We start from the raw sequence: 21,589 nt of genomic DNA, 5'->3' as shown, positions 1-21,589 counted from the left end.
GCCCCTCGGTTGCGGACGCCGGCTACCGGCCCTGAAAGATGAAGGCGGCTCCGGCGGCGATCAGGGCGAAGCCGACGAGGTGGTTCCAGCCGAGCGACTCCTTGAGATAGAACACGGAGAAGCCGGCGAAGACCAGAAGCGTGATGACCTCCTGAATGGTCTTCAGCTCCGCTGCCGAATAGACGGCGGAGCCGATGCGGTTGGCCGGCACCGCAAACCAGTACTCGACGAAGGCGATACCCCAGCTGGCGAAGACGGCGATCCACAAGGGCGCCGTCTTGAACTTCAGATGGCCATACCAGGCGAAGGTCATGAAGACGTTCGAGGCGATCAGCATGACGACAGGCGCGACGTGTGGATTCATGGGCGGCTTCTTGGAGGTGGTCCAGGGGCGCGGACGAGGTGACAATGGTGCTCCCTGCCCTATTCTTGTCGGCCCCAGTGTCAAGCGGCCGGTGCGGACAGCCTGATGAAGAAATCGAAAGCGCTCAAAGTGGGACTGGCGGGAGCCGGTCTCGGCTACGGTCTCTGGCGGATCTGGGAGACCGGCATCGAAGCGGTCTGGCAGAGGGCCTTCGGCGCACCCGACCTCGGACCGGCCGACTTCGCGACGCTTCGGCGGCGCAGGACGCCCAACGACTGCCTCGCCTGCCCGCGGGACTTCTGCCCCGGCGCCGAGCCCGATTTCGAGCCTCCCGTCTTTCCCGTTTCCTCCGAGCGCCTGCGGGCCATCGTCAGGGACGTCGCGTCACGGGAGCCCGGCACGCAGCTCGTGGATTCCACCTCCGGCCAGGACCGCTATCTCGTCCGCACGCGTCTCATGCGCTTTCCCGACACGGTGGACGTGAAGGTCGTCGATCTCGGCGATGACCGTTCGACCGTCGCGCTCTACTCCCGCAGCCAGATCGGGCGGTCGGATCTCGGTGCGAACGGAAAGCGGCTCCGGCGCTGGATTGAGCGCATCAGCACGTCCGTTGAGGCCGAACGGCGCGGCAGCGGGCGGTGAGACGTTCCAGAACCTGCGAGCCGCCGGCGATCTGCGGATTGGACGGATCGAAGCCCTCCTTCTCCTCTCGCCGGGTGACGAGCCCGCGGGCCTTCTCGAAGGCCTTGTCGAGGCGCGTTTCGCCGCGCAGGGCCTTGTTGAAGAAGGCGTCGCCGAAATAGGTCCAGGTGGCGCCGTCGCGGCAGCCGAACGACGGCTTGTCCTCGGCGGCGGCCGTGATGACCAGGGTCCGCTCGTCGGCGAGCGCATTGGCGAAGACGCCCGAATAGCAGGCGGACACGATGACGACCCGGTGCTGGGCCTTGGCTTCGTTCAGGAGGAACCGCACGTCGTCCGGGGTCATGATCTCCTCGCTCTTCCGGCTGACCACCCCGAGGCCCTCGGGGGCGCCATGGGAGGTGAGGACGAAAACGACCACATCCTCCTGCGGATCGAGGGCTTCGCCGACAGCGCGGGCCGCAGCCTGCATGGACGACGGCGTCGCATTGGACACACGCTTCGAGTTGAACCGGACGATGGTCCGACCCTTCGAGCCGAGCTGCTTTTCGAGAATGCGCGCCGCGCCCTTGGCCTCGCTCTCGAACACGCTCTGGGGCCCCCAAAGGCCGAAGGAGAGGATATAGGCGTCCGTTTCTCCCGGACGGTGCGGCGCGACCCTGATCGGGCCGGGCGCACGGGCGTTCTGGCCGAAAGCCTCGACCGGAAGACCGGCCGTTAGAGCAAATCCGACAAGGCAGTAGGCGAAGAACCGGCGCATCGTGATCTCCTGGCGCCAGCCCACTTTAACCATAACGCAGTTTCATGGCGAGGATCGCCGCGACGAGCACGAAGGTTACGCTGTTGGCGAAGATGATCGGCGCGTTCCCGGCCAGGATTCCGTAGATCAGCCAGAGCCCGACGCCGAGCGTGAAAATGCTCTGGGTGAGCAGCGACAGCGACTTCGTATCCTTTGTCCGAAGGGTTCTGAAAGCCTGCGGCAGCCAGCATACGGTCGTCAGGATGGCGGCAACGAAGCCGAGGATTTCAAGTCCGGACATGGTCGAATCGCAAATGGAGGCGGCGCAGCTTTATCACACTCCCTCCAGCCTCCCCATGAAATCCTTGCAACCTCGAAGGCCGGCGGAGATCGGCTCGAAGGAAGCGGCGCGAGAGACCTGCCGCAAGGGCATGAACCCTCAAGCCGAACCGAAAGCCGTCTTCGGGGTTTCCCTTTCACACGACAAAAGAGACTTTTCCCACGAGGACTTCCATGGATATCGCGCTCGACAAGGTCTGCGAACTCATTCTCCGGGCGAGAGCCATCGACGTGAAGGAGGGTGTCACGGACCCGGCTTCCGGTTCGAACCCCATCGACGACGGCAACATCGACTCCCTGACCGCCGCGCCGGACGACGCGACCGAGGACGAGTTCCGCGATGTCATCGCAGGCCTCAACGACGACGAGCGCGCCGACCTGATCGCCCTGGTCTATATCGGGCGCGGCGACATGGAACCCGAGGAATGGGGCGCGGCGGTCCGCCTGGCGCGGGAACGCGAGGGGGCGAGCTCCCTTTCGACCGCCGACTGGCTGATCGGCATCCCCAATCTTGCCGATCTCTGGGACGAAGGCCTCAACGCCATGGGACGCAGCTGCGTCTGAGCCGGCAGGTTCCTCCGATCAGGAGCAGGCGCATGAGCGCGGTGCCGCCGTGATGCTTCGCGCGCCCTGCTGCCGACCAGCACCTTCATCGAGCGGACGTGAACGGTTGCGGCCCTGTTCAAGCAAAGATGCCGCAATTGCGACAAGGATCGCGTCAACACTCCCGGGCAAGCCCCAAGGAGGCGCACATGACTCCCCGCCAACCCAGCTCCCCCTCGGATGAGAGCGCCGTCGGAAAGCCCGTCGACGATCGTCTCGCCAAGCCTGCCGCCGCCGAAAGCTCGGCCGATCCAGCGATCGTGGGACGGGCAGCGCAAAAGGCGCCGGCAACCGTGCCTTCCGTGGCGATCGAGGAAGAGGAAGACCGCACGGCCGTCTACCTGAGGGGACCGACCGTTTTCACCGCATGACGATTGCATTCGCGAGGAGCTGAAGGGCATCCCGGCTCCTCGAATTTTCCCGGACATTCAGGCCGAGACAATCGCCGACGCCTCCGTCAGGCGACGGCTTCGCTGTGCGTCACGTTGCGAAACACTTCGATGGGCGCAGGTCTCCCGAACAGGAAGCCCTGTGCCTCCTTGCAGCCTTCGGCATTGAGGAAGGCGAGCTCGCCCGACGTTTCGACGCCCTCCGCAATCACCGGCAGCCCGAGCCCGCGTCCGAGGCCCAGCACCGCCCGCACGATGGCGGCGGCCTGCATGTTGCGGTCGATCGCGCGCACGAACGAACGGTCGATCTTGATCTTGTCAAAGGGAAAGTTGCGCAGGTTCGACAGGGATGAATAGCCGGTGCCGAAATCGTCCATGGCGATGGAGACGCCGATGCCCTTCAGCTCGGTCAGCGTGTGGAGCGCGCGCTCCGGATCGCGGATCAGCACGGATTCGGTGATTTCCAGCTCCAGGCGAGCAGGATCGAGCCTCGCCTGCTTGAGCACGTCCTGTACGAGGTCCACGAAGTTCGGACTGTTGAGTTGGAGCGCGGAGACGTTGATCGCGACTTTGAGCGGCCGGTCCCATACCGCCGCCTGCCCGCAGGCGGTGCGCAAGACCCACTCGCCGAGCTTCAGAATGATGCCGCTCTCCTCGGCGATGAGGATGAACGTAGCCGGCGAGACGTCGCCGCGGACCGGGTGCTTCCAGCGCAGGAGCGCCTCGAAGCCCATGATGTCCTTGGTGACGATATGCGTCTGGGGCTGGTAGACGATCGCCAATTCTTCCTTGTCCAGCGCCTGCCGAAGATCTTGCTCGATGCTCCGCCTTTCGCGCACTTCCTCGCTCATGACCGCTTCGAAGAAGCGGTAGGTGCCGCGCCCCTCTTTCTTGGCTCGGTAGAGCGCCGCATCGGCATTGGACAGAAGCCCGGCCCGATGGGGCGCGTCGTCCGGGTAGACGGCGATGCCGATGCTGGCCGTGACGAGGCTTAAGGGACCGTCGCCCTCGCGGTCGCCGAGGGCTTCCAGCATCACTTCGGCGAGACGCCCTGCCTGAACCGGACTGTCGAGGCCCGGCACGATGACGGCGAATTCGTCGCCGCCGAGTCGGGCGATCAGCTGCCCCTCGCAGAGAGCCGCCGAGAGCCTCAGAGCTGCATCCTGCAGGAGGCGGTCGCCCGCTGAATGTCCGAAAAGATCGTTCACGTCCTTGAAGCGGTCCAGGTCGAGACAGATCACCGCCAGCCGCTGCTGCGCCTTTCGGTGCGCTTCGATCTCCAGATCGAGGCGCTGGTCGAAGCTGGACCGGTTGGCGAGGCCCGTCAGCGGATCGTGATGGGCGAGGAAATGGATGCGCGCTTCGGCCTGCTTGCGATCCCGCAGGCCGCGCACGGCGATCACGTTGTGCGGCTTGTCCGCGTAGGTGACCCTGCGCATGATCAGTTCGACCGGAACGGCCTTGCCGCTGCTTTGGCGCAGCTCCGTCTCGATGCTCTGGTCGGGCTGGCCGAAGAGCCTCGCGATCACGGTCGGCGCAGGCAGATAGGCGCTCAGCTCCGTGCCGACGATCTCATCCAGCGGAAAGCCCGACAGATCGAGGAAGCTGCCGTTCGCGGACACGATGGTTCCGCCGTCGCAGACGAGCAGTCCTTCGACGGCGGCATCGGCGAAGCTGCGCATCCGCTCCTTCTCCAGCTTGATGCGGCGCCGGTCGCGGAGATCGAGGATGAGGGCCGCGAAGCTCAGGAACAGGATCACGATGCTCGCTATGCCGGCCGCCGTGGCGAGCCACGCCGGAGACAGGGCCGAGGCCGGGACTTCCAGGGCAGGATCCGGCACGATCGCCACCGCCCCCATGGCGATGAAGTGATGACTGCAGATGGCGAGCGTCAGCAGCGCGGCGCCGGCGGATATGGGAGCCGATCCTCTGCCGCCCAACCCGACGCGGAGCGCCAGACCGGCGAACGCAATTCCGCTCGCGACGGACGTCCAGACGAGCGCCCCGTCCCAGACCAGGCGACCCGGCACCTCGAAGGCGGCCATGCCGAGATAGTGCATGACGGCGATGCCGCCGCCGACGATAGCTCCCCCGGTTCCCGTCAGGCGCCGCCCATTCCATGCGAGCGCCACGGCCATGCCGAGCCCTGTGGCGGCGATTGCCGCTACGAGAGAGGCCACCGTCAGCGTGATGTCGTAGCCGGTCTCCAGTCCCGGCGTGAAGGCGAGCATCGCGATGAAGTGCGTCGCCCAGATGCCGAACCCGCTGGAGGCCGCCGCGATGAAGAGCCAGACTTGGCGGCTCCGGCCCTTCGACCGGCGCACGTGGGCGAGCAGATTGAAGGTCGTGGCGGTCGCGAAGACGCACACGACCACCGCCACGACGACGAGACGCAGATCGTGCTGGTTTACGAGACAGTCATAGACGGTGAGCATAGACGGACCCGTGCGATCATTTCATCCCAGTCTGGGCTGCGTGGCCATGCTGCCGGTCCGGCAGGAGCCTTTCCCAAGGATCCGTTCCGTCCGGCAAAGCTTTTCAGGCCATGCTATCGGAATGGCCGTGAACGCCGTCAAGAAACGATCCTTCTTGAAACTATGTAACGGTTATAAGAGAATATGTCCATGCCGGAAACGCGCCGCCCGCTCCGGGCTCAGCCAATTTTCATCGCAGCCTCGACCGCAGCTGGAGTCCTCCCATGAACGAGCCCTGGCAGCAGGCCAACCTGTCGAGCTGGAACGCCCGCGCCGCGCTGCACATGCGGGATGCCACCGGCTTTTACGATGTGGACGCCTTCCTTGCGGGCAAGGACACCCTCTTCCCGATTGACGCTGCGGAAATCGGGGATGTTCGCGGCAAGCGGCTCCTGCACCTGCAGTGCCATTTCGGCATGGACACCCTCTCCCTCGCCCGCCGCGGCGCCATCGTCACCGGACTCGACTTCTCCCCCGTCGCCATCGAGGGAGCGCGCGACCTCGCCGCCAAGGCGAACCTGCCGGCGACCTTCGTGCAGGCGGACGTCTACGATGCGCGCAGGGCGGTCGAAGGCAGCTTCGACATCGTCTATACCAGCTGGGGCACCATCTGCTGGCTGCCGGACATCCGCGCCTGGGCGCAGGTCGTCGCCGGCATGCTGGCGCCCGGGGGCACCTTCTATTTCGCGGATTCCCACCCCTCAGCCCTGGTGCTGGAGGAGCGCGACGGCGTGATCCGCCCGACCTATGGCTGGCGCACGCCCAAGGACAGGCCGGACGCCTTCACCGACGCGACGTCCTATACCGGCGACGCCTTCGAGAAGCCGGTCACCGACTACAACTGGATCCACCCGCTCTCGGACATCCTCACCGGCCTGATGGAAGCGGGCCTGACCCTGGAATACCTGCGCGAACACGAGACCCTGCCCTCCAAGCTGTTCCCCTCCATGGTCCCGACCGGCGACCGCATGTACCGCCTGCCCGACGGCGCGGTGCCGATTCCGCTGGCGGTGTCGCTGAGGGCGGTGAAGCGGGGGATGATCCCCCCTCGGGAGCGACATCCATAACTTAGGCGGTTCGCGAACGTCGCAACGGAAGGCGTGCGAAGCGGAGCATGAGCCAGATTTCTGCTCCGCCCCGATCTTGACGAATCATTATATCGTTACGAAAACGCGGGAAACAGGATTACAACCCGCGATGCATCCCGCCATTCCACGAGCACACGCTGCAAGCGCACCGACGTCGGACCGGCACCTGCTTCCGGGCACGGCCCGGTCTCTCTGAGCCATGCCGATCCTGCACTGGCTGACGCGGGAGGAGGACACGCGCGCGACCCGCCGCGTGCCGTACCGCCTCCTGCAGGAAGAGCCGTCGCTGAGCTACGGCGACCCCGACTTTCCGAACATGCTGATCCAGGGCGACAACCTGGAGGCCCTGAAGGCGCTGCTGCCCTTCTATGCCGGTCAGGTGAAGTGCATCTACATCGACCCGCCCTACAACACGCGCTCCGCCTTCCAGCACTACGACGACAATCTCGAACACACCCAATGGCTCGCCATGATGTGGCCGCGCCTCGAATTGCTGCGCGACCTGCTGGCCGAGGACGGCTCGATCTGGGTCTCCATCGACGACAACGAGGCGCATTACCTCAAGGTCATCATGGATGAGGTGTTCGGACGGAAGAATTTCGTTGCCAATGTTGTTTGGCAGAAAAGAACCTCACCTGAGGCTCGATTGCAGCTAGGAGCTGCACATGATCATGTTCTGGTATTCGCCAAGGTTTCTCGGCTAGTCGCATTAAACAAGTTACCAGTACCTGAGGAACAATTATCCAATTATAAAAACCCAGACAACGACCCTAAGGGACTTTGGGCATCTACAGATTTTACAGCTCAAGGCTGGCGTCCCAATCAAATGTACAAAATCTATACACCGGGAGGCGCGATATATGAACCTCCAGAAGGGAGATGTTGGGGCACGATAGAGCCCGAATTCCGTCGTTTATCCTCCGAAGGACGCATGTGGTTTGGGCGGGATGGAAAGGCTCGCCCACGTGTTAAAACCTATTTGAGCGAAGTCGAAGGCGTAAGCGCTTGGACTTGGTGGACGAACAAGGAAGTGGGCCACAACCAGGAGTCTAAGAAGGAAATAAATGCGCTGTTTGGTGCCTCTAATGCGTTTGGCACACCTAAGCCTGAGCGAATACTACATCGCATTCTAGAGATCGCCACCAATCCCGGCGATCTTGTCCTCGACTCCTTCCTCGGCTCCGGCACCACGGCGGCCGTCGCGCACAAGATGGGGCGGCGCTATATCGGCATCGAGATGGGCGACCATGCGGTCACCCATTGCGCGCCGCGCCTCAACAAGGTGATCGAGGGCGAGCAGGGCGGCATCTCGCAAAGCGTCGGCTGGAAGGGCGGCGGCGGCTTCCGGTTCTACCGGCTCGGCCCGCCGGTCTTCGACGAGGACGGGCATGTGCGCGGCGACATCCGCTTCCCGACGCTGGCGGCGCATGTGTGGTTCAGCGAGACGAACGCGCCCTGGAAGGGCAAGGGCCGCTCGCCGTTCCTGGGGCTCCACGAGGGGCGCGCCTATGCGCTGCTCTACAACGGCATCCTCGGCGACAGGCGCCCCGATGGAGGCAACGTGCTGACGCGCGCGACACTCGACATCATCCGCGACGCCGTCGCCCGGAAGGCCCCCTCCTTCGCGGGTCCGCTGACGATCTACGGCGAGCAGTCCCGCCTCGGACCGACGACGCTGGCGCGCGAGGACATCACCTTCAAGCAGACGCCCTACGACGTGAAGGCGCGGCGGTGAGGCCGGTTTCATGAAGCTCAAGACCTATCAGGCCGAAACGCTCGACGTCCTGCGCCACTTTCTCGAGACGGCCCGCGTGGCAGGGCCGGCCCGCGCCTACGATGCCATCACGCAGGCATCAGAACAGGCGAAGCGCCTCGGCCGCTATCTCGGCTCCTACAAGGCCCTGGAAGCCCTGCCCGACACGCCTTACGTCTGCCTGCGCCTGCCGACCGGCGGCGGCAAGACGATCCTCGGCGCCCATGCGGTCGCGGTGGCGCGCGACGCCTGGATCGAAAAGGACTTTCCGCTCGTCCTCTGGCTCGTGCCGTCGAACACCATCCGCCTGCAGACGGCGGACGCTCTGAAGAATCCGCGTCATCCCTATCGACAGGCGCTGGACGAATCTTTTGACGGGCGCGTGCGCGTGTTCGACATCGCGGACTTCACCCAGATCCGCCCGCACGACGTCCGCGACAACCTCTGCATCGTCGTCGGCACGATTCAGACCCTTCGCGTGAGCAACACCGAGGGGCGCAGGGTCTACGCCCATAATGAGGACATGGAGCCGCATTTCTCGGGCGTCTCTTCTCGCCTGCAGGGATTGGGGCGGCTGGAGAACGGCGGCGTGAAGTTCTCCTTCGCGAACCTGCTGCACATCCACCGCCCCCTGATGATCGTGGACGAGGCGCACAACGCCGTCACCGGCCTCACGCGCGACATGCAGACCCGGGTGAACCCGTGCGCCATCGTCGAGTTTACGGCGACGCCCCGCTTCAACTCCAACATCCTCCACAGCGTCACGGCGCAGGAGTTGAAGGACGAGGAGATGATCAAGCTGCCGATCGTCCTGGCCGAGCACAAGGACTGGCAGGGCGCGGTGAACGGCGCCATCGCGACCCGTGCGAAGCTTGAAGAAGCGGCCAGAGGCGAAAGCCAGTACCTTCGCCCCATCGTGCTGTTTCAGGCGCAGCCGAAGGATCGGGAGGTCACGGTCGAGGTGCTGAAGAAGCACCTTGTCGAGATCGAGCACATTCCCGAGGACCGCATCGCCATCGCCACCGGCGACCAGCGCGAGCTCGACGGCCTCGACCTGTTCGATCCGCAATGCCCAATCGAATACGTGATCACGGTCGAGGCCCTGAAGGAGGGCTGGGACTGCTCCTTCGCCTATGTGTTCTGCTCCGTCTCACGCATCCAGAGCGCCATCGACGTGGAGCAACTCCTGGGCCGCGTGCTGCGAATGCCCTATGCGCAGCGCCGAAGGGTGCCGGAACTGAACAAGGCCTATGCGCATGTCTCGGAGACGAGCTTCGCCGCTGCCGCGCACGCCCTCGTCGACAAGCTCACGGACATGGGCTTCAAGGAGGACGAAGCGCCGGAGATGATCGAGGCCGCACAAGGGCACTTCGACGAGACCGGGCTCTTCGCACCCCGCGAGCGGCCGAAGCCCACCTTCCGCTACAGCGTCCCGGCCTCCCCTGCACTCTACGCCGCCGTCCGGGATGCCTCGATCCGCGGCGTGACCGTGAGCGAGATCGGAGATGGACGGGTCGAGATTGCCGTAACCGGACGAATTGCACCGGATGTGGAGCAGATCCTCGCGGAAGCGGTGCCCTCTTCCGAGCGCATCGGCTTCACGGAAGCCGCACGGGCTTATCACGCTGAGATCGTGCCGCTTCTCTCGTCTGCCGAGCGCGGCGAGACGTTCACGGTCCCACGTCTCGTCAGCGAAATCCAGGGCGAGCTGGTCTTTGCCGAGACCGAAACGCTCATGGAGCATCACAAATGGTCGCTCCTCGACCATCCGGCCCGGCCTGACGAGAGGGTTTTTTCCATTCCCGACGCAGCCCACGGCTTCGAGATCGACGTCGTGGACGGCGATGTGAAGCTGCGAAACGCCGAGGAGGGCAGGCAACTCTCCTTGAACATCGAGGTCGAGGGCTGGACACCGGAGAACCTCGCCATCTGGCTCGAACGCCGATTGCACGAGCAGGATATCCACCCGTCCGAGCTTCTGCGCTGGGTGCGCGACTGCGTCGGATATCTGACGAGTGTTCGAAAGCTTCCCATCTCGCATCTGATGCGGGCCAAGTTCCTTCTCGCGAGCACGCTCAAATCGATGATCGCCGACGTCCGAAAGGCCGAGCAGGCGAAGGCCTACAAGCACTACCTGTTCGCAACGGAGGCAAAGGCCAGCATCACCTTCGACCATGGCTTCGTCTTCCGGGACGGCATGTTCGGCGATCAACGGCTCTATCGAGGGCATTGGCGTCCCAACAAGCACTTCCTCGGCTCCGATCAGGTGCCTGCCTTCGACGGCTCCGAGCAGGGCGAGGAGCTACGGTGCGCGCAGGCTCTGGATAGTCTGTCCGCGGTGAGATACTGGGTCAGGAATGTAAGCCAGCATCCGAACGCCTTCTGGCTGCCCCTCGCCTCCGGCAAGTTCTACCCGGACTTCGTGGCCCTGCTTGAGGACGGCCGCCTCTTCGTGGTCGAGTACAAGGGCGCTCATCTTGCCGACGAGGGCAACAGGAACACGAACGAGAAGCGCACGGTCGGACAACTTTGGGAGAAGCTGAGCGGAGGGAAAAGCCTCTTCCTGATGGTGGAGGAAGCCGTCGAGGGGAAGGATATGAGAACGCAGATGCTTTCGAAGCTCAACGGATAGTTCAATTTCCGGTCTACGCAGCAGACTTCAAAACAAGAAAAGGGCCGCATCCGCGGCCCCTTCCCTTTTTGCTCTGCGTAAAATTCAGAGCTTGCCGAGGTTGAGGAAGAGCGTTTCGCCGGAGGAATCGTCGACGCCGTCGTTGTCGGTGACGGCGTAGGCGTTGCCCGCCGCGTCGATGGTGAAGCCCTCCACCTTGTCGAGCACGTAGCCCTTCGGCGCCTTGAGATCGGGCAGGAGGTCGCGCAGCTCCGTCTTCTTGACCACGGGCAGTTCGCCGCCGAGCGCCACGGGCTTCATGTCGGCCATGGAGACGGCGTAGAGCTTCTTCACCTTGGCGTTCGCCGCAATCTGGTTGTCGCGCTCGATGATGATGACGCGGTCGCCGGCGGCGGTGATCTCGGACAGCCCGATCCATCCGGCATCGGTCTTGTCGAGCGGGTAGCGCACCGCGCTCCAGCTCTTGTCCGCGGGCTTGTAGGCGAGGAGCTTCACCATGCCCTTGCCGTCGTCGGCCCATTCGCGCTGCACGGCGAGCCAGACGGTCTCGTCGGCGCCGGAGCCGGTCACGGTCACGCCCTCGAAGCCGTAGTTCTGCGCGCCCTCCTCGAGGCCTGCCGGAAGCGTGACCTCTTCCTGGATCGCGCCCTTGGCATCGACCTTCACGAGAAGGTTGCGCATCTCCTTCTTCGGGTTTCCTTCGGAAGCGAGCCAGAAGCCGCCGTCCGACGCCGTTGCGATGCCTTCGAGGTCGAGCTTCTCGGCGGCGGCGCCGTTGCGGGTCACCAGCGTCTCGGCCTGGATGGTGGCGGGCTTGGTGGCGGCGTCGATGGTGAGGATGCGCGGGGCGGCGCCGTAGACGCTGTCCGTCACGGCATAGAGCCTGCCGGGTTGCGCCTTGTCGGCCGCGAGGCCGGAAAGAGCGCCCCAGGCGATGGGAAGGCCGTTCTTGTCCTTGGTCGAGCGGATCGTCGGATAGGCCGGCGCCGGGCGCTCCGCGCGCTGGTAGATCATGACATGGGGAGCCGCGCCGCCCTCGCCGTGGAGATCGGCTTCACTGGTGGCGACGAACAGGTTGCGGCTCGGAAGGGCGAGCAGGCCTTCCGGTCCCATGCCGGTCGGCAGCACCTGGACGAGTTCGGGCGCCGCGCCCGCGTCGCGATACACCGCCACGACCGAGGCGCGCTCGGAGCCTACGAAGATCAGGCGGTCCTTGCCGAAGGTGCCGACCTCGACGCCCTCGATTTCGATGCCCTTCTTGTTGCGCTTGTCGGGATAGTGGCCGAGCGCCACGACCTCGTGCTCCAGGCTGGCACCGGATTCATAGGCGACGGAGCCGTCCTTGTTGAAGATGGTGAAGCCGCGCGAGCCGCCCTTCCAGTCGCCCTCGTTGGCGGTGACGAAGCGGTTGTTGTCGATCCAGTGCACCGCGTCGGGCTCGCGCGCGACCTTCTCGGCCGAGCCGGTGAGCTCGATCTTCCCGTCCTTCTTCGTGTCGATGTTCTTGAGGTCTGCCGTGCCGGCGGAGAAATGCGCCTCCACCTTTCCGGTCCTACCGTCCACGATGGCGATGTGGTTGTTCTCCTGCAGGGTCACGACGACCTTGCCCTCGTCCGAGACGTCGACGTATTCGGGTTCCGGATCGTCCCCGGCGACCGCGGCGAGACCGGTCAGATCCACGGTCTTCAGGCTCGCGCAATCCAGCCTGTCGCCCTGGAGCGGGGCCACCACCAGGGAACCGGCCGGGAGCTGCGGCAGGGCGCCGTCGTTGAGATCCTCGTCGCGCTCGTTCTCGATCGCGATGGCGAGAACGCCCGCATGGGCGGCCACCGAATCCGGCTGGCCCGGCAGCGCGCATTCGGCAACGACCGAGCGGCCTGCGAGATCGACCAGGAGGAGCTTTCCGCTGGGCTTGGTGTAGCTCTCGGACGTGTTGACCGCCACGAAGGCCCGGCCGCCCACCACCTTCACCGAGGTCGGCTCGCCGCCGAGCGCCAGCATGCCGCCGGCCTTCGGCTGCGCCGGGTCAGTGATGTCGATGAAGCCGAGCGCCTTGCGCGGGCTGTCCGTGTAGACCAGGAGCTTGCCGTCCTCGCTCGCCGAGATGATCTCGGCCACGGTCTCGCCCTTCTGGTCGGCATCCGCCGGCAGGTTGGCGGTGATGGGGAAGCTGGCGATGCGGTCGAAATACTCCGCCGCCGAGGCGTTGAGGGCTGTGGCGGACAGGAGGACGGCGGCGAGCGAGCCGGCGGCGAGAGAACGGTGCATGATATCCCCGCGATATGGTCAAGGTGAGCGGGGCTGTGATGCGGCAATCCCATGACGGTCCGATGACGGTGGGTGAGACAGCGTCCCACCCTTCCCATCCGGGCCACTTTGTACCATATTCGTTCTATGGCCAAATCACCGAAAAAGCCCAAGCTTTCCACCGGGAAGGCGTCCAAGCCCGACCTGAAGCCGCTGGATACCTATCTGGCCGATCTCCTCAACCCGGCGGTCAACCGGGAGCGGGAGGCGGCGGAAGGTTTTGCCGAGCGCGCGCAGGAAACCTTCATCCACGGCGACGTCACGGATGTGGACCCGGCGCTGGCGAAAAGGCTCGGCCTCAAGGGCCCGGACGACGGGCCGGATGCGCCCGAGGAGCTGGGCGATACCGGGCCGCTGGGCACGGGCGGGGTCTCCGCCACGGTGGATGCGCTGACCAAGCTGCTCACCGAAGGCGATCCGCGCTTCAAGCACGGCAAGCCCTGGGTTCCGCACCGCCCGCCGCGCCCCGAGAAGTCGGAAGGCGGCATTCCGTTCAGGATCAAATCCGACTTCACGCCCGCCGGCGACCAGCCGCAGGCGATCCGCGAACTGGTGGACGGGGTGCGCCGCAGCGAGCGCGACCAGGTGCTGCTGGGCGTGACCGGCTCCGGCAAGACCTTCACCATGGCCAAGGTGATCGAGGAGACGCAGCGCCCTGCCCTGATCCTGGCGCCGAACAAGACCCTGGCCGCGCAGCTCTACGGGGAGTTCAAGTCGTTCTTCCCCGACAACGCGGTGGAATATTTCGTCTCGTATTACGACTATTACCAGCCCGAGGCCTATGTGCCGCGTTCGGACACCTTCATCGAGAAGGAAAGCTCCATCAACGAGCAGATCGACCGGATGCGCCACTCCGCGACCCGCGCGCTTCTGGAGCGCGACGACGTGATCATTGTGGCCTCCGTGTCGTGCATCTACGGTATCGGCTCGGTCGAGACCTATACGGCCATGACCTTCTCGGTGAAGGTGGGCGAGCGCATCGAGCAGCGCCAGCTCATCGCCGACCTCGTGGCCCTGCAGTACAAGCGCATCCAGAACGATTTCGCCCGCGGCACCTTCCGGGTGCGCGGCGACGTGATCGAACTCTTTCCCGCCCACTTGGAGGACCGTGCCTGGCGCATCGGCCTCTTCGGCGACGAGATCGAATCCATCGTCGAGTTCGATCCGCTCACGGGCAAGAAGACCAACGATCTTTCCTTCGTGAAGATCTACGCCAACTCGCACTACGTGACGCCGCGCCCGACCCTGCAGCAGGCCGTGAAGGGCATCCAGGAAGAGCTGCAGCACCGCCTGCAGGAACTGACCCGCATGGGGCGCCTGCTCGAAGCGCAGCGCCTGGAGCAGCGCACGCAGTTCGACCTCGAGATGATCGAGGCCACCGGCGTGTGCAACGGCATCGAGAACTATTCGCGCTATCTCACCGGCCGCAAGCCCGGCGAGCCGCCGCCGACCCTGTTCGAATATCTGCCCGACAACGCCCTCATCTTCACGGACGAGAGCCACGTGACCGTGCCGCAGATCGGCGGCATGTATCGCGGCGACTTCCGGCGCAAGGCGACGCTGGCCGAATACGGCTTCCGCCTGCCGTCCTGCCTCGACAACCGGCCGCTCCGGTTCGAGGAATGGGACGCCATGCGCCCGCAATCGATCCACGTCTCGGCGACGCCTGCGAAGTGGGAGATGGAGCAGACCGGCGGCGTGTTCGTCGAGCAGGTCATCCGCCCCACAGGCCTCGTCGATCCGGTGGTGGAGATCAGGCCCGCACGCAGCCAGGTGGACGATCTCGTGCACGAGGTGAAGGAACTCGCCGCGAACGGATACCGCGCACTCGTCACCACGCTCACCAAGCGCATGGCCGAGGACCTCACAGAATACATGCACGAGAACGGCATCCGCGTGCGCTACATGCACTCGGACATCGACACGCTGGAGCGCATCGAGATCATCCGCGACCTTCGCCTGGGCGCCTTTGACGTGCTCATCGGCATCAACCTGCTGCGCGAGGGCCTCGACATTCCGGAATGCGCCCTCGTGGCCATTCTCGACGCCGACAAGGAAGGCTTCCTGCGCTCCGAGACGTCGCTGGTGCAGACCATCGGCCGCGCGGCGCGTAACGTGGAAGGCAAGGCGATCCTCTACGCCGACAAGATCACCGGCTCCATGGAGCGTGCCATCGCCGAGACCAACCGCCGCCGCGAGAAGCAGCTCGCCTACAACGCGGAGCACGGCATCACGCCGCAGAGCGTGAAGCGCAACATCGCGGACATCCTGGAGAGCGTCTACGAACGCGACCACGTTTCCGTGGATACGGGCCTCGCCGAGAAGACTGTGGGCCACAACCTCAAGGCCGTCATCGCCGACATGGAAAAGCGCATGCGCGAGGCCGCCGCCAATCTGGAGTTCGAGGAGGCCGCGCGCCTGCGCGACGAGCTCAAGCGGCTTCAGGCGACGGAACTCGCCGTCAGCGACGATCCGCTGGCGCGACAGAGCGATGTCGAACGCGATGCGGGCCGCTATGGCGGCTCGCGCAAATACGGCCGCAATGCCAACCTGCCGCCGAAGGGGCTGCCGCCTTCGCCCGAGGGCGCGAGCGCCGGCGACGAGGACTCGGACGCCTACGGCCCATTGGGACAGGGCCGTTCCGACGAGGGCACGCGCATCCGCAAGCCCGGCCTCGACGAGATGGGCCCCGGCACGGACCGGGAGGTGCCCCTGAACTTCCGCGAGCGCCCGCTGCCGCGTTCCACGCAGGGGCATGGCGGGCAGAAGCCCAAATACAAGGGTCGCAAGGGGCGCTGACAGGCGCCGGAGCCGAACCGCGTATAAGGATCCGGCCCTTGCCTCTGCCTGGAGGAGAGGTCGGGCCGTGAGATCCGGGCGAGAGGTCAAGCCGTCTCCGGATGGGGCGCAGGTCGCGTCCCGCTGTTCGGAAGGGTTCGGTGGCGTTCCGGTCGTCGCTGTTCACAGACGCATCCCCAGCTCTCATCCTGAGGAGGACCGTCAGGTCCGTCTCGAAGGACGAGGGCGTCTCCGGAATGCACTGGAACCTCCTTTGAGACGCCGCTGTCGCGGCTCCTCAGAATGAGGGTGGAGTTTGGTTGCGACCGTCGTGGATCTGGCTGCAATGGCGCAACGCCCTTTCCCTCCCCCTTGTGGGGAGGGCCAGGGTGGGGGTGCCGGCGCAGGACTGGAACCAGGATGGCGCCCACACCCCCTCCTCCACCTCCTCCCCACAAGGGGGAGGAGAGCAGGTCGGTGCCATCCGCGTGAGCCGAAGCCGAGGCGTTTGGGCTCCTCGACGGCGGGGCCGCCCTGCTCCACCCAATCGACCGCGAGCCGCGTCTGTCCCGAGGCGTCGGCCTCCGCGCGCCAGGAGATGTCGAGGCGGCCATGCGGCACGGAGAGCGCGCCGTATTTCGCCGCGTTGGTGGCGAGTTCGTGCAGCGCCAGGCCGAAGCCCAGGGCCTGCTGGGGCTTGAGCCGCACCGGTTCGCCGGAGACGTTCACGCGGCCGTTGTCGAGCCCGCCATAGGGGATCATCTCGGCGTCGAGGATGTCCTTGAGGGAGGCGCTTTCCCACAGCTCCTGGGTGAGGATGTTGTGCGTGGCCGAGAGCGCCATCAGGCGCGACTCGAACGCCTCCTGGAAGGTGTCGAGGTCCTTGCTGCCGCGCCGGGTGTGCAGGGCCAGCGACTGCACCACCGAAAGGGTGTTCTTCACCCGGTGGTTCAGCTCCTGCACCAGCAGGGCCTGCCGCTCCTGGGCGCGCTTGCGCTCGGTGATGTCGAGGCAGGCGCCGACCATCAGGGACGGCCCGCCCCTGGCATCGCGCAGGAGACGGCTGCGGGTATACATCCAGCGCTGGGAGCCATCCGGCAGGACGGCGCGAAACTCGTAATCCGCCGTGCCGCCGCTCTCCATGGCCTCTTCCATGGCGCGGTTGATCTGCTCCTGATCGTCGGGATGGACGTAGCGCCGGAAATCCCCGCGCTTGCGCGGTGCGCTCGCGGCATCGAGGTTGAAGAGGCGCACCAGGGCCATGTCCCAATCGACCTCGTTGGCGCGGAAGTCCCAACGCCAGGTTCCCGCACCCGAGGCCTCCAGGGCCGCCACCAGCCTCTCCTGCGCCACTTCGAGCCGCGCCGCGGCCGAAGAGATAGATCGCGAGCCCCGTGAAGGTCTGCGGGCCGAACGGCGCCGGCCTCTGCGTGATCGTGAGGCAGGCGAACGTCGCCAGGCTTCCCAGCACCAGGGTCGCGACTCCGGCCTCTCCCCCGGCCAGAATCGCCGTCACCAGGACGGCCGGATAGAGGGTGATGAAGGGCAGCTCATCCCCCAGAAGCGGATCGAGCACATAGCGCACGAGCATCGCCAGCAGCACCGCCGCGAACGCGGACAGGACGGCGACCTCCCGAGGCACAGGGTTGAGCGTGGTAAAGCGCGTGAGCAAGCGAAGCCCTTTGGGTTTTGCCCCGCTATAACATCTATGAAGCAGGGTTTCCACCGCTGCCTCGGGCCCGTGAAGGCTGACGCGGATCAGGGCGGTCGCTGACGGCATCCGCCGGGAGCGGATCGGCAGATGGGTTCTATCCCGCGAAAGCCAGCAGTAGAGACGCCGGATCGGCTCCTAATGCCCTCGCAACCGCCACGAACTCGACAACGTCGAGGCGACGCTCGCCGCCCTCGTATTTTGCGACGAACGACTGCGGCTTTCCTAGCCGTTCAGCCACTTCTACCTGCGTGAGGCTCGCTTTCTTGCGCGCCTCTATCAGAAGCTCGCAGAGACGCTGGTGCTGCTGCGTATAGATGGATTTCTGCATCGGTTGCCCTGCCGGGAGAGAGCGAGCTTGGCTAAGTCTCGCCCGACATCACGGCCTTCAGAACGGATGCGGGATCGAGATCGAGAGCCTCGGCGATATCTATGAACTCCATGATATCGAGCCGTCTTTCCCCGCTCTCGTACTTGCTCACGAACGTCTTGTACTTCCCAAGGCGCTGGTTCAGCTCTTCCTGGGTTAGACCCGCCTTCTTGCGGGCATGACGGAGAAGCATACAGAGCCTCTCCTGCCGGGTTGTGTGAATGGATTTCATGTCCGCCCCAATGAAGGCGGCAGCGAAATATCCCTTTTTGGGAAATTCCCCAAAGTGGTTGATTCCTCCTATTATAGGAGATTATCTTTGCTGAACCGATGCGCAGATATCCCATGCCACACTCCTGGAAACGCTCCCGCGAAGCCCGTCTCTGGCAGAGGCTCGATCCGGCCGAGGCCACGCGGGTCATGGCGGATTGCTATGGCGACGGGGCCGGGGCCGAGGTGCTGCTGCGGGCGTTCCTGTCGGAGCGGGACCTGAACCGGCAGGCCGTGCGGTTCTGGCTCAGGGTCTACGAGGCCCTGAATAGCCGGGAGCCTTGCCCTGGGCGTGGCGGGTGAGCGTTCCGGAGCGTGACGTCCTTCACCGCCAGGAGACCGGCGCCAGGGCCGTGGGGTCGATGCGGCTTTGCACGGTCTGCACGAAATCCGACAGGCGGCAGGTTTCCGGCACCGGCGCGGGCGCGCAGCCGGGAAGCGCCAGCACGGCCCGCTCGGGCATGGCGCCCGTGCTCGGCGGCGTGAGCCTGCGGATCTGGTCCATGGTCTGCGCCGTGTAGACGAGACGGACGTAGCGGTCGCCGGTCTGCGTGTCGCGCAGGCGCTCGAAGATGAGCGCGCCCGCGGGCGGCGTGTCGTTCTCCGGATAGCCGCTCAGGGTCCAGCTCACGCCCAGCGTCGCCTGCATGGTGGCGATGTTGGTGTCGTGGCCGACGAGCAGCAGGAGCTTCGACGGGGGCGGCCCGGCCTCGGTCGCGCCCGGCAGGTCGGTGCCCTGCTGGAGCGCCACGGCGATCTGGTGGAGGAGCTGCGATGCGTTGCGCTTGGCGATGTAGGGCGTGCGCAGGGTCACGTCGTACTGCGCCTTGTGCAGGGACAGCAGCGTCTTCACGTCCCCGGCATTCTTCACCCGGCCCCAGCCGACCTGCGCCTCGGGCAAGCCGCCGGAATATTCGAGCCGGATCACCTCCGCCACGGTGGAGGCCATCTGGAGCGGGCCCTTGAGGCTGAGATCGCGGCCCTTGCTCTTGTCGGTGTCGATGCCCCAGGGCAGGTCGATGAGCTTGCAGACCTTGCCGAGCCCCTCCTTGGCGCAGGTCTCTCGGTCGGGGCCGTGCAGCACCTGGGCGAGGCTGGCGAAATCCGCCGCGTAGCGCGTCTTGGCCGCCTGCAGGCTGCCGCCCATGGCCTCCAGCACGCCCGCCTTCGCCACCTCCTCGTCGAGGGGCGCCACGCCGGCCGCGACAGGATGGAACAGGGCATCCGCGGCCTTCGGGTCGAACCCGGCCTGGAGGCCGCAGCCGGGGAAGATGCCCGACAGGATGGCATTCGCCGTCGCCTTCGTCCGCTCGGCCTTGTCAGCCCAAGCGAAGAGGTCGCCCGGCGCCGGGCAGGTGCCGGGCTCGAGGAAGCCGGGGCCGGCGTAGAGGGTCCGGTAATGCAGACCCATCAGGATGGCCGCCGTGGCCCCGTGGGGCGTCAGGTCGCCGTCCGGCACGGGCCAGGTCGGCCAGGGATCGACCGAGAGCGGATCGAGCGCCTTCTGGTCCGTCGGCGGGCGCACCCCGTGCCGGCTGAAGATCACCACCTTGTCGAGAATGATATCGGCCTGCGCGCCCACCGGCGCCGCCAGGCCGCACGCGGCGAGAAACGCCGCCAGAACTCTCCGCATCCCCTGCCCCCGTTCGTCTCCGGCTTCTTTCAAGTGCCGTTACGTCAGGATTGCATGGGGTCATGGGAGGAACAACCGGATTCCGGGTCCCTGCCCGGCCGCGGGCGGGCTTTGGCCCATGAAAAAAGGTCGCGCCCGGTCTTAAAATGCGTGACCGTGTGCGCGACCTCGTGCTCACTCTGCCCCCGTGAGCAACTCTTTTTTAGGCAACGTAGTAACCTAGCGACAGTCCCGATTCAGGGAGGGGGTACAACTTTTTTGAAAAAATTTGGAACCATCCGGCGCCGGTAGCGTTGATGGGCACTTCGGCCCTTCTGCCCCTACAGGCCGAACAACTCAAAGCGCCCTTCGACGGGCGCTTTCTTTTTGACCGCTTCCGCACCGGCTCCTACCCCGAAGACTGAGATGTCCCTACCCATTCGGTAGCGGCGGGACCTTGGCGGCAAAAGAGACCGGTCCGCCGGGGAGCCTCAATGAAAAGGGCCGCGCCCGGTCTTTGAGAATGACCGTGTTCGCGACCCTCTGGCCCATTTCTGCCCCATGGGATACCCCTTCCGTATCTGATTTGGTGCCGTAAGGCCAAGTGATAATGTTTCAAATAAAAATTTAAAATTTTCGGTCGTGGGGGAACAATGACCCTTCGCCAGCGTTATCCTTGCAACTTCGGCCTTTTCTGCCCCCATGGCCGAAAACCTCCAAGAGCGCCCTCCGGGCGCTTTCTTTTTGTCCGGCACCCGGTTTTCCCACGTTCCGCCGCCGCGCTGCTCATCCCGAGGGATGATCATGCCTCCATCCCCTTGGGCGAGGCGCACGGCGCTCGAAAAAGGGCGGCCCGCAAGGCCGCCCTCCTGGTTCCCGGCTCGACCGGAACGGTTCCGACCGCCTGCTCAAAGGAGGAAGTCGTCCGAGCCCAACTGGCCGGAGAACTTCTGCAGGACGATGGTTCCCTCGTCCGTGACGATGGTGGCCGTCTTGCCGCGGTAGGTGATCGTCAGGTCCTCGAAAGCCGCCACGCCGAGGCTCGTGAGGTCGATCTTGTCCTCGCCCTGGGTGAAATCGGTGATGCGGTCGACACCGAACTTGGCGTCGAAGACGAACGTGTCCGCACCCTTGCCGCCGGAGAGGAAGTCCCGGCCGGCGCCGCCGTTGAGAACGTCGTCGTCCGCGCCGCCGAAGAGCTTGTCGATCCCCGCGCCGCCGTCGAGGATGTCGTTGCCGATGCCGCCGTCCAGGCGGTCGTTGCCGGTGCCGCCGTCGAGCACGTCGTCACCCAGCCCGGCCGAGATGCGGTCATTGCCGCTTCCGCCGATCAGATTCTCGTTGCCCGAGCCGCCGAAGAGACGATCGTTGCCGACGCCGCCGTCGAGAACGTTGTCTCCGTCGCCGCCATACAGGCGGTCGTTGCCGCCATACCCCTTGAGAACGTCCTTCGCCTTGCCGCCGCGGAGCAGGTCATGCCCGCGGGCCCCATTGATCTTCGCCATGTTCAACTCTGAGAAA

General features: G+C 65.3%; 18 protein-coding genes. 8 read left to right on the top strand and 10 right to left on the bottom strand.

Annotation, left to right across the window (positions count from 1 at the left end; all coding sequences use genetic code 11):
• Positions 1 to 22: 22 nt before the first annotated feature.
• The gene (locus ACFOYU_RS09560) at positions 23 to 364 is read right to left on the bottom strand and encodes a DMT family protein (RefSeq protein WP_226736293.1); all 342 of its coding nucleotides are present in this window, start codon (positions 362 to 364) and stop codon (positions 23 to 25) included.
• Between the two features lie 105 nt (positions 365 to 469).
• On the opposite strand from ACFOYU_RS09560, the gene ACFOYU_RS09555 reads away from it, so the two are divergent.
• Positions 470 to 1,006, top strand: a complete 537-nt coding sequence (locus ACFOYU_RS09555) for a DUF1499 domain-containing protein (protein WP_377033327.1) — start codon at positions 470 to 472, stop codon at positions 1,004 to 1,006.
• Here ACFOYU_RS09555 and ACFOYU_RS09550 read toward each other — a convergent pair.
• Both ACFOYU_RS09550 and ACFOYU_RS09545 read right to left on the bottom strand, forming a co-directional pair.
• Positions 963 to 1,763, bottom strand: a complete 801-nt coding sequence (locus tag ACFOYU_RS09550) for a C13 family peptidase (RefSeq protein ID WP_226736297.1) — start codon at positions 1,761 to 1,763, stop codon at positions 963 to 965. The genes ACFOYU_RS09555 and ACFOYU_RS09550 overlap by 44 nt on opposite strands.
• Positions 1,764 to 1,788: 25 nt before the next feature.
• Complete coding sequence (locus ACFOYU_RS09545) at positions 1,789 to 2,043, bottom strand: SemiSWEET transporter (RefSeq protein WP_226736299.1); 255 nt, start codon at positions 2,041 to 2,043, stop codon at positions 1,789 to 1,791.
• A gap of 212 nt (positions 2,044 to 2,255) precedes the next feature.
• Between ACFOYU_RS09545 and ACFOYU_RS09540 the strand changes: the two genes are divergently transcribed.
• Together ACFOYU_RS09540 and ACFOYU_RS09535 are read left to right on the top strand one after the other, a co-directional pair.
• Entirely contained in the window at positions 2,256 to 2,645 is a 390-nt protein-coding gene (locus ACFOYU_RS09540) for a DUF3775 domain-containing protein (protein WP_226736301.1), read from the top strand.
• A gap of 188 nt (positions 2,646 to 2,833) precedes the next feature.
• Complete coding sequence (locus ACFOYU_RS09535) at positions 2,834 to 3,055, top strand: hypothetical protein (RefSeq protein WP_226736303.1); 222 nt, start codon at positions 2,834 to 2,836, stop codon at positions 3,053 to 3,055.
• An 86-nt stretch (positions 3,056 to 3,141) separates the two neighbouring features.
• On the opposite strand, the gene ACFOYU_RS09530 is transcribed toward ACFOYU_RS09535, so the two are convergent.
• The gene (locus tag ACFOYU_RS09530) at positions 3,142 to 5,508 is read right to left on the bottom strand and encodes an EAL domain-containing protein (protein WP_377033326.1); all 2,367 of its coding nucleotides are present in this window, start codon (positions 5,506 to 5,508) and stop codon (positions 3,142 to 3,144) included.
• Positions 5,509 to 5,771: 263 nt separating this feature from the next.
• Between ACFOYU_RS09530 and ACFOYU_RS09525 the strand changes: the two genes are divergently transcribed.
• From ACFOYU_RS09525 to ACFOYU_RS09515, 3 genes are all read left to right on the top strand, one after another.
• Positions 5,772 to 6,614 carry a class I SAM-dependent methyltransferase gene (locus tag ACFOYU_RS09525; RefSeq protein WP_377033325.1) on the top strand — a complete coding sequence of 281 codons (843 nt, stop codon included), beginning with the start codon at positions 5,772 to 5,774 and terminating at the stop codon, positions 6,612 to 6,614.
• Positions 6,615 to 6,834: 220 nt separating this feature from the next.
• Positions 6,835 to 8,370: a site-specific DNA-methyltransferase gene (locus tag ACFOYU_RS09520; RefSeq protein ID WP_377033324.1), complete on the top strand. Its 1,536-nt coding sequence runs from the start codon at positions 6,835 to 6,837 to the stop codon at positions 8,368 to 8,370.
• 10 nt (positions 8,371 to 8,380) lie between these two features.
• The gene (locus ACFOYU_RS09515) at positions 8,381 to 11,020 is read left to right on the top strand and encodes a DEAD/DEAH box helicase (RefSeq protein ID WP_377033323.1); all 2,640 of its coding nucleotides are present in this window, start codon (positions 8,381 to 8,383) and stop codon (positions 11,018 to 11,020) included.
• 84 nt (positions 11,021 to 11,104) lie between these two features.
• Here ACFOYU_RS09515 and ACFOYU_RS09510 read toward each other — a convergent pair whose 3' ends face one another.
• On the bottom strand, positions 11,105 to 13,288 hold the full coding sequence (locus ACFOYU_RS09510) for an esterase-like activity of phytase family protein (protein WP_377033322.1): 2,184 nt from the start codon (positions 13,286 to 13,288) through the stop codon (positions 11,105 to 11,107).
• 126 nt (positions 13,289 to 13,414) lie between these two features.
• Here ACFOYU_RS09510 and uvrB point away from each other — a divergent pair, with 126 nt between their 5' ends.
• Positions 13,415 to 16,126 (top strand): excinuclease ABC subunit UvrB, encoded by a 2,712-nt coding sequence (gene uvrB / locus ACFOYU_RS09505; RefSeq protein WP_377033321.1) that lies wholly within the window; start codon positions 13,415 to 13,417, stop codon positions 16,124 to 16,126.
• 201 nt (positions 16,127 to 16,327) lie between these two features.
• Here the strand turns inward: uvrB and ACFOYU_RS09500 are convergent, their stop codons facing one another.
• The 3 genes from ACFOYU_RS09500 to ACFOYU_RS09490 all read right to left on the bottom strand — a co-directional run bounded on the left by ACFOYU_RS09500 (position 16,328) and on the right by ACFOYU_RS09490 (position 18,379).
• Positions 16,328 to 17,440: a sensor histidine kinase gene (locus ACFOYU_RS09500; RefSeq protein ID WP_377033320.1), complete on the bottom strand. Its 1,113-nt coding sequence runs from the start codon at positions 17,438 to 17,440 to the stop codon at positions 16,328 to 16,330.
• 473 nt (positions 17,441 to 17,913) lie between these two features.
• Entirely contained in the window at positions 17,914 to 18,147 is a 234-nt protein-coding gene (locus tag ACFOYU_RS09495; RefSeq protein WP_377033319.1) for a helix-turn-helix domain-containing protein, read from the bottom strand.
• Between the two features lie 31 nt (positions 18,148 to 18,178).
• On the bottom strand, positions 18,179 to 18,379 hold the full coding sequence (locus ACFOYU_RS09490; RefSeq protein WP_264196265.1) for a helix-turn-helix domain-containing protein: 201 nt from the start codon (positions 18,377 to 18,379) through the stop codon (positions 18,179 to 18,181).
• Positions 18,380 to 18,531: 152 nt separating this feature from the next.
• Here ACFOYU_RS09490 and ACFOYU_RS09485 point away from each other — a divergent pair, with 152 nt between their 5' ends.
• A complete protein-coding gene (locus ACFOYU_RS09485) occupies positions 18,532 to 18,759 on the top strand; it encodes a hypothetical protein (RefSeq protein WP_377033318.1) in 228 nt (75 codons plus the stop codon).
• Between the two features lie 22 nt (positions 18,760 to 18,781).
• Here ACFOYU_RS09485 and ACFOYU_RS09480 read toward each other — a convergent pair whose 3' ends face one another.
• Together ACFOYU_RS09480 and ACFOYU_RS09475 are read right to left on the bottom strand one after the other, a co-directional pair.
• A complete protein-coding gene (locus ACFOYU_RS09480; RefSeq protein ID WP_377033317.1) occupies positions 18,782 to 20,089 on the bottom strand; it encodes a histidine-type phosphatase in 1,308 nt (435 codons plus the stop codon).
• A gap of 887 nt (positions 20,090 to 20,976) precedes the next feature.
• Entirely contained in the window at positions 20,977 to 21,573 is a 597-nt protein-coding gene (locus tag ACFOYU_RS09475; protein ID WP_377033316.1) for a calcium-binding protein, read from the bottom strand.
• Between the last annotated feature and the right edge of the window lie 16 nt (positions 21,574 to 21,589).

It is taken from the genome of Microvirga sp. GCM10011540 (assembly GCF_042650665.1).
Taxonomy (GTDB): Bacteria; Pseudomonadota; Alphaproteobacteria; order Rhizobiales; family Beijerinckiaceae; genus Microvirga; species Microvirga lenta.
This window is presented reverse-complemented; position numbering and strand designations above follow the sequence as displayed.

Excerpts from the sequence above, each read along its gene's own strand:
- ACFOYU_RS09560 (WP_226736293.1), bottom strand. The coding sequence starts at position 364 with ATGAATCCACACGTCGCGCCTGTCGTCATGCTGATCGCCTCGAACGTC.
- ACFOYU_RS09555 (WP_377033327.1), top strand. The coding sequence starts at position 470 with ATGAAGAAATCGAAAGCGCTCAAAGTGGGACTGGCGGGAGCCGGTCTC.
- ACFOYU_RS09550 (WP_226736297.1), bottom strand. The coding sequence starts at position 1,763 with ATGCGCCGGTTCTTCGCCTACTGCCTTGTCGGATTTGCTCTAACGGCC.
- ACFOYU_RS09545 (WP_226736299.1), bottom strand. The coding sequence starts at position 2,043 with ATGTCCGGACTTGAAATCCTCGGCTTCGTTGCCGCCATCCTGACGACC.
- ACFOYU_RS09540 (WP_226736301.1), top strand. The coding sequence starts at position 2,256 with ATGGATATCGCGCTCGACAAGGTCTGCGAACTCATTCTCCGGGCGAGA.
- ACFOYU_RS09535 (WP_226736303.1), top strand. The coding sequence starts at position 2,834 with ATGACTCCCCGCCAACCCAGCTCCCCCTCGGATGAGAGCGCCGTCGGA.
- ACFOYU_RS09530 (WP_377033326.1), bottom strand. The coding sequence starts at position 5,508 with ATGCTCACCGTCTATGACTGTCTCGTAAACCAGCACGATCTGCGTCTC.
- ACFOYU_RS09525 (WP_377033325.1), top strand. The coding sequence starts at position 5,772 with ATGAACGAGCCCTGGCAGCAGGCCAACCTGTCGAGCTGGAACGCCCGC.
- ACFOYU_RS09520 (WP_377033324.1), top strand. The coding sequence starts at position 6,835 with ATGCCGATCCTGCACTGGCTGACGCGGGAGGAGGACACGCGCGCGACC.
- ACFOYU_RS09515 (WP_377033323.1), top strand. The coding sequence starts at position 8,381 with ATGAAGCTCAAGACCTATCAGGCCGAAACGCTCGACGTCCTGCGCCAC.
- ACFOYU_RS09510 (WP_377033322.1), bottom strand. The coding sequence starts at position 13,288 with ATGCACCGTTCTCTCGCCGCCGGCTCGCTCGCCGCCGTCCTCCTGTCC.
- uvrB (WP_377033321.1), top strand. The coding sequence starts at position 13,415 with ATGGCCAAATCACCGAAAAAGCCCAAGCTTTCCACCGGGAAGGCGTCC.
- ACFOYU_RS09495 (WP_377033319.1), bottom strand. The coding sequence starts at position 18,147 with ATGCAGAAATCCATCTATACGCAGCAGCACCAGCGTCTCTGCGAGCTT.
- ACFOYU_RS09490 (WP_264196265.1), bottom strand. The coding sequence starts at position 18,379 with ATGCTTCTCCGTCATGCCCGCAAGAAGGCGGGTCTAACCCAGGAAGAG.
- ACFOYU_RS09485 (WP_377033318.1), top strand. The coding sequence starts at position 18,532 with ATGCCACACTCCTGGAAACGCTCCCGCGAAGCCCGTCTCTGGCAGAGG.
- ACFOYU_RS09480 (WP_377033317.1), bottom strand. The coding sequence starts at position 20,089 with ATGCGGAGAGTTCTGGCGGCGTTTCTCGCCGCGTGCGGCCTGGCGGCG.
- ACFOYU_RS09475 (WP_377033316.1), bottom strand. The coding sequence starts at position 21,573 with ATGGCGAAGATCAATGGGGCCCGCGGGCATGACCTGCTCCGCGGCGGC.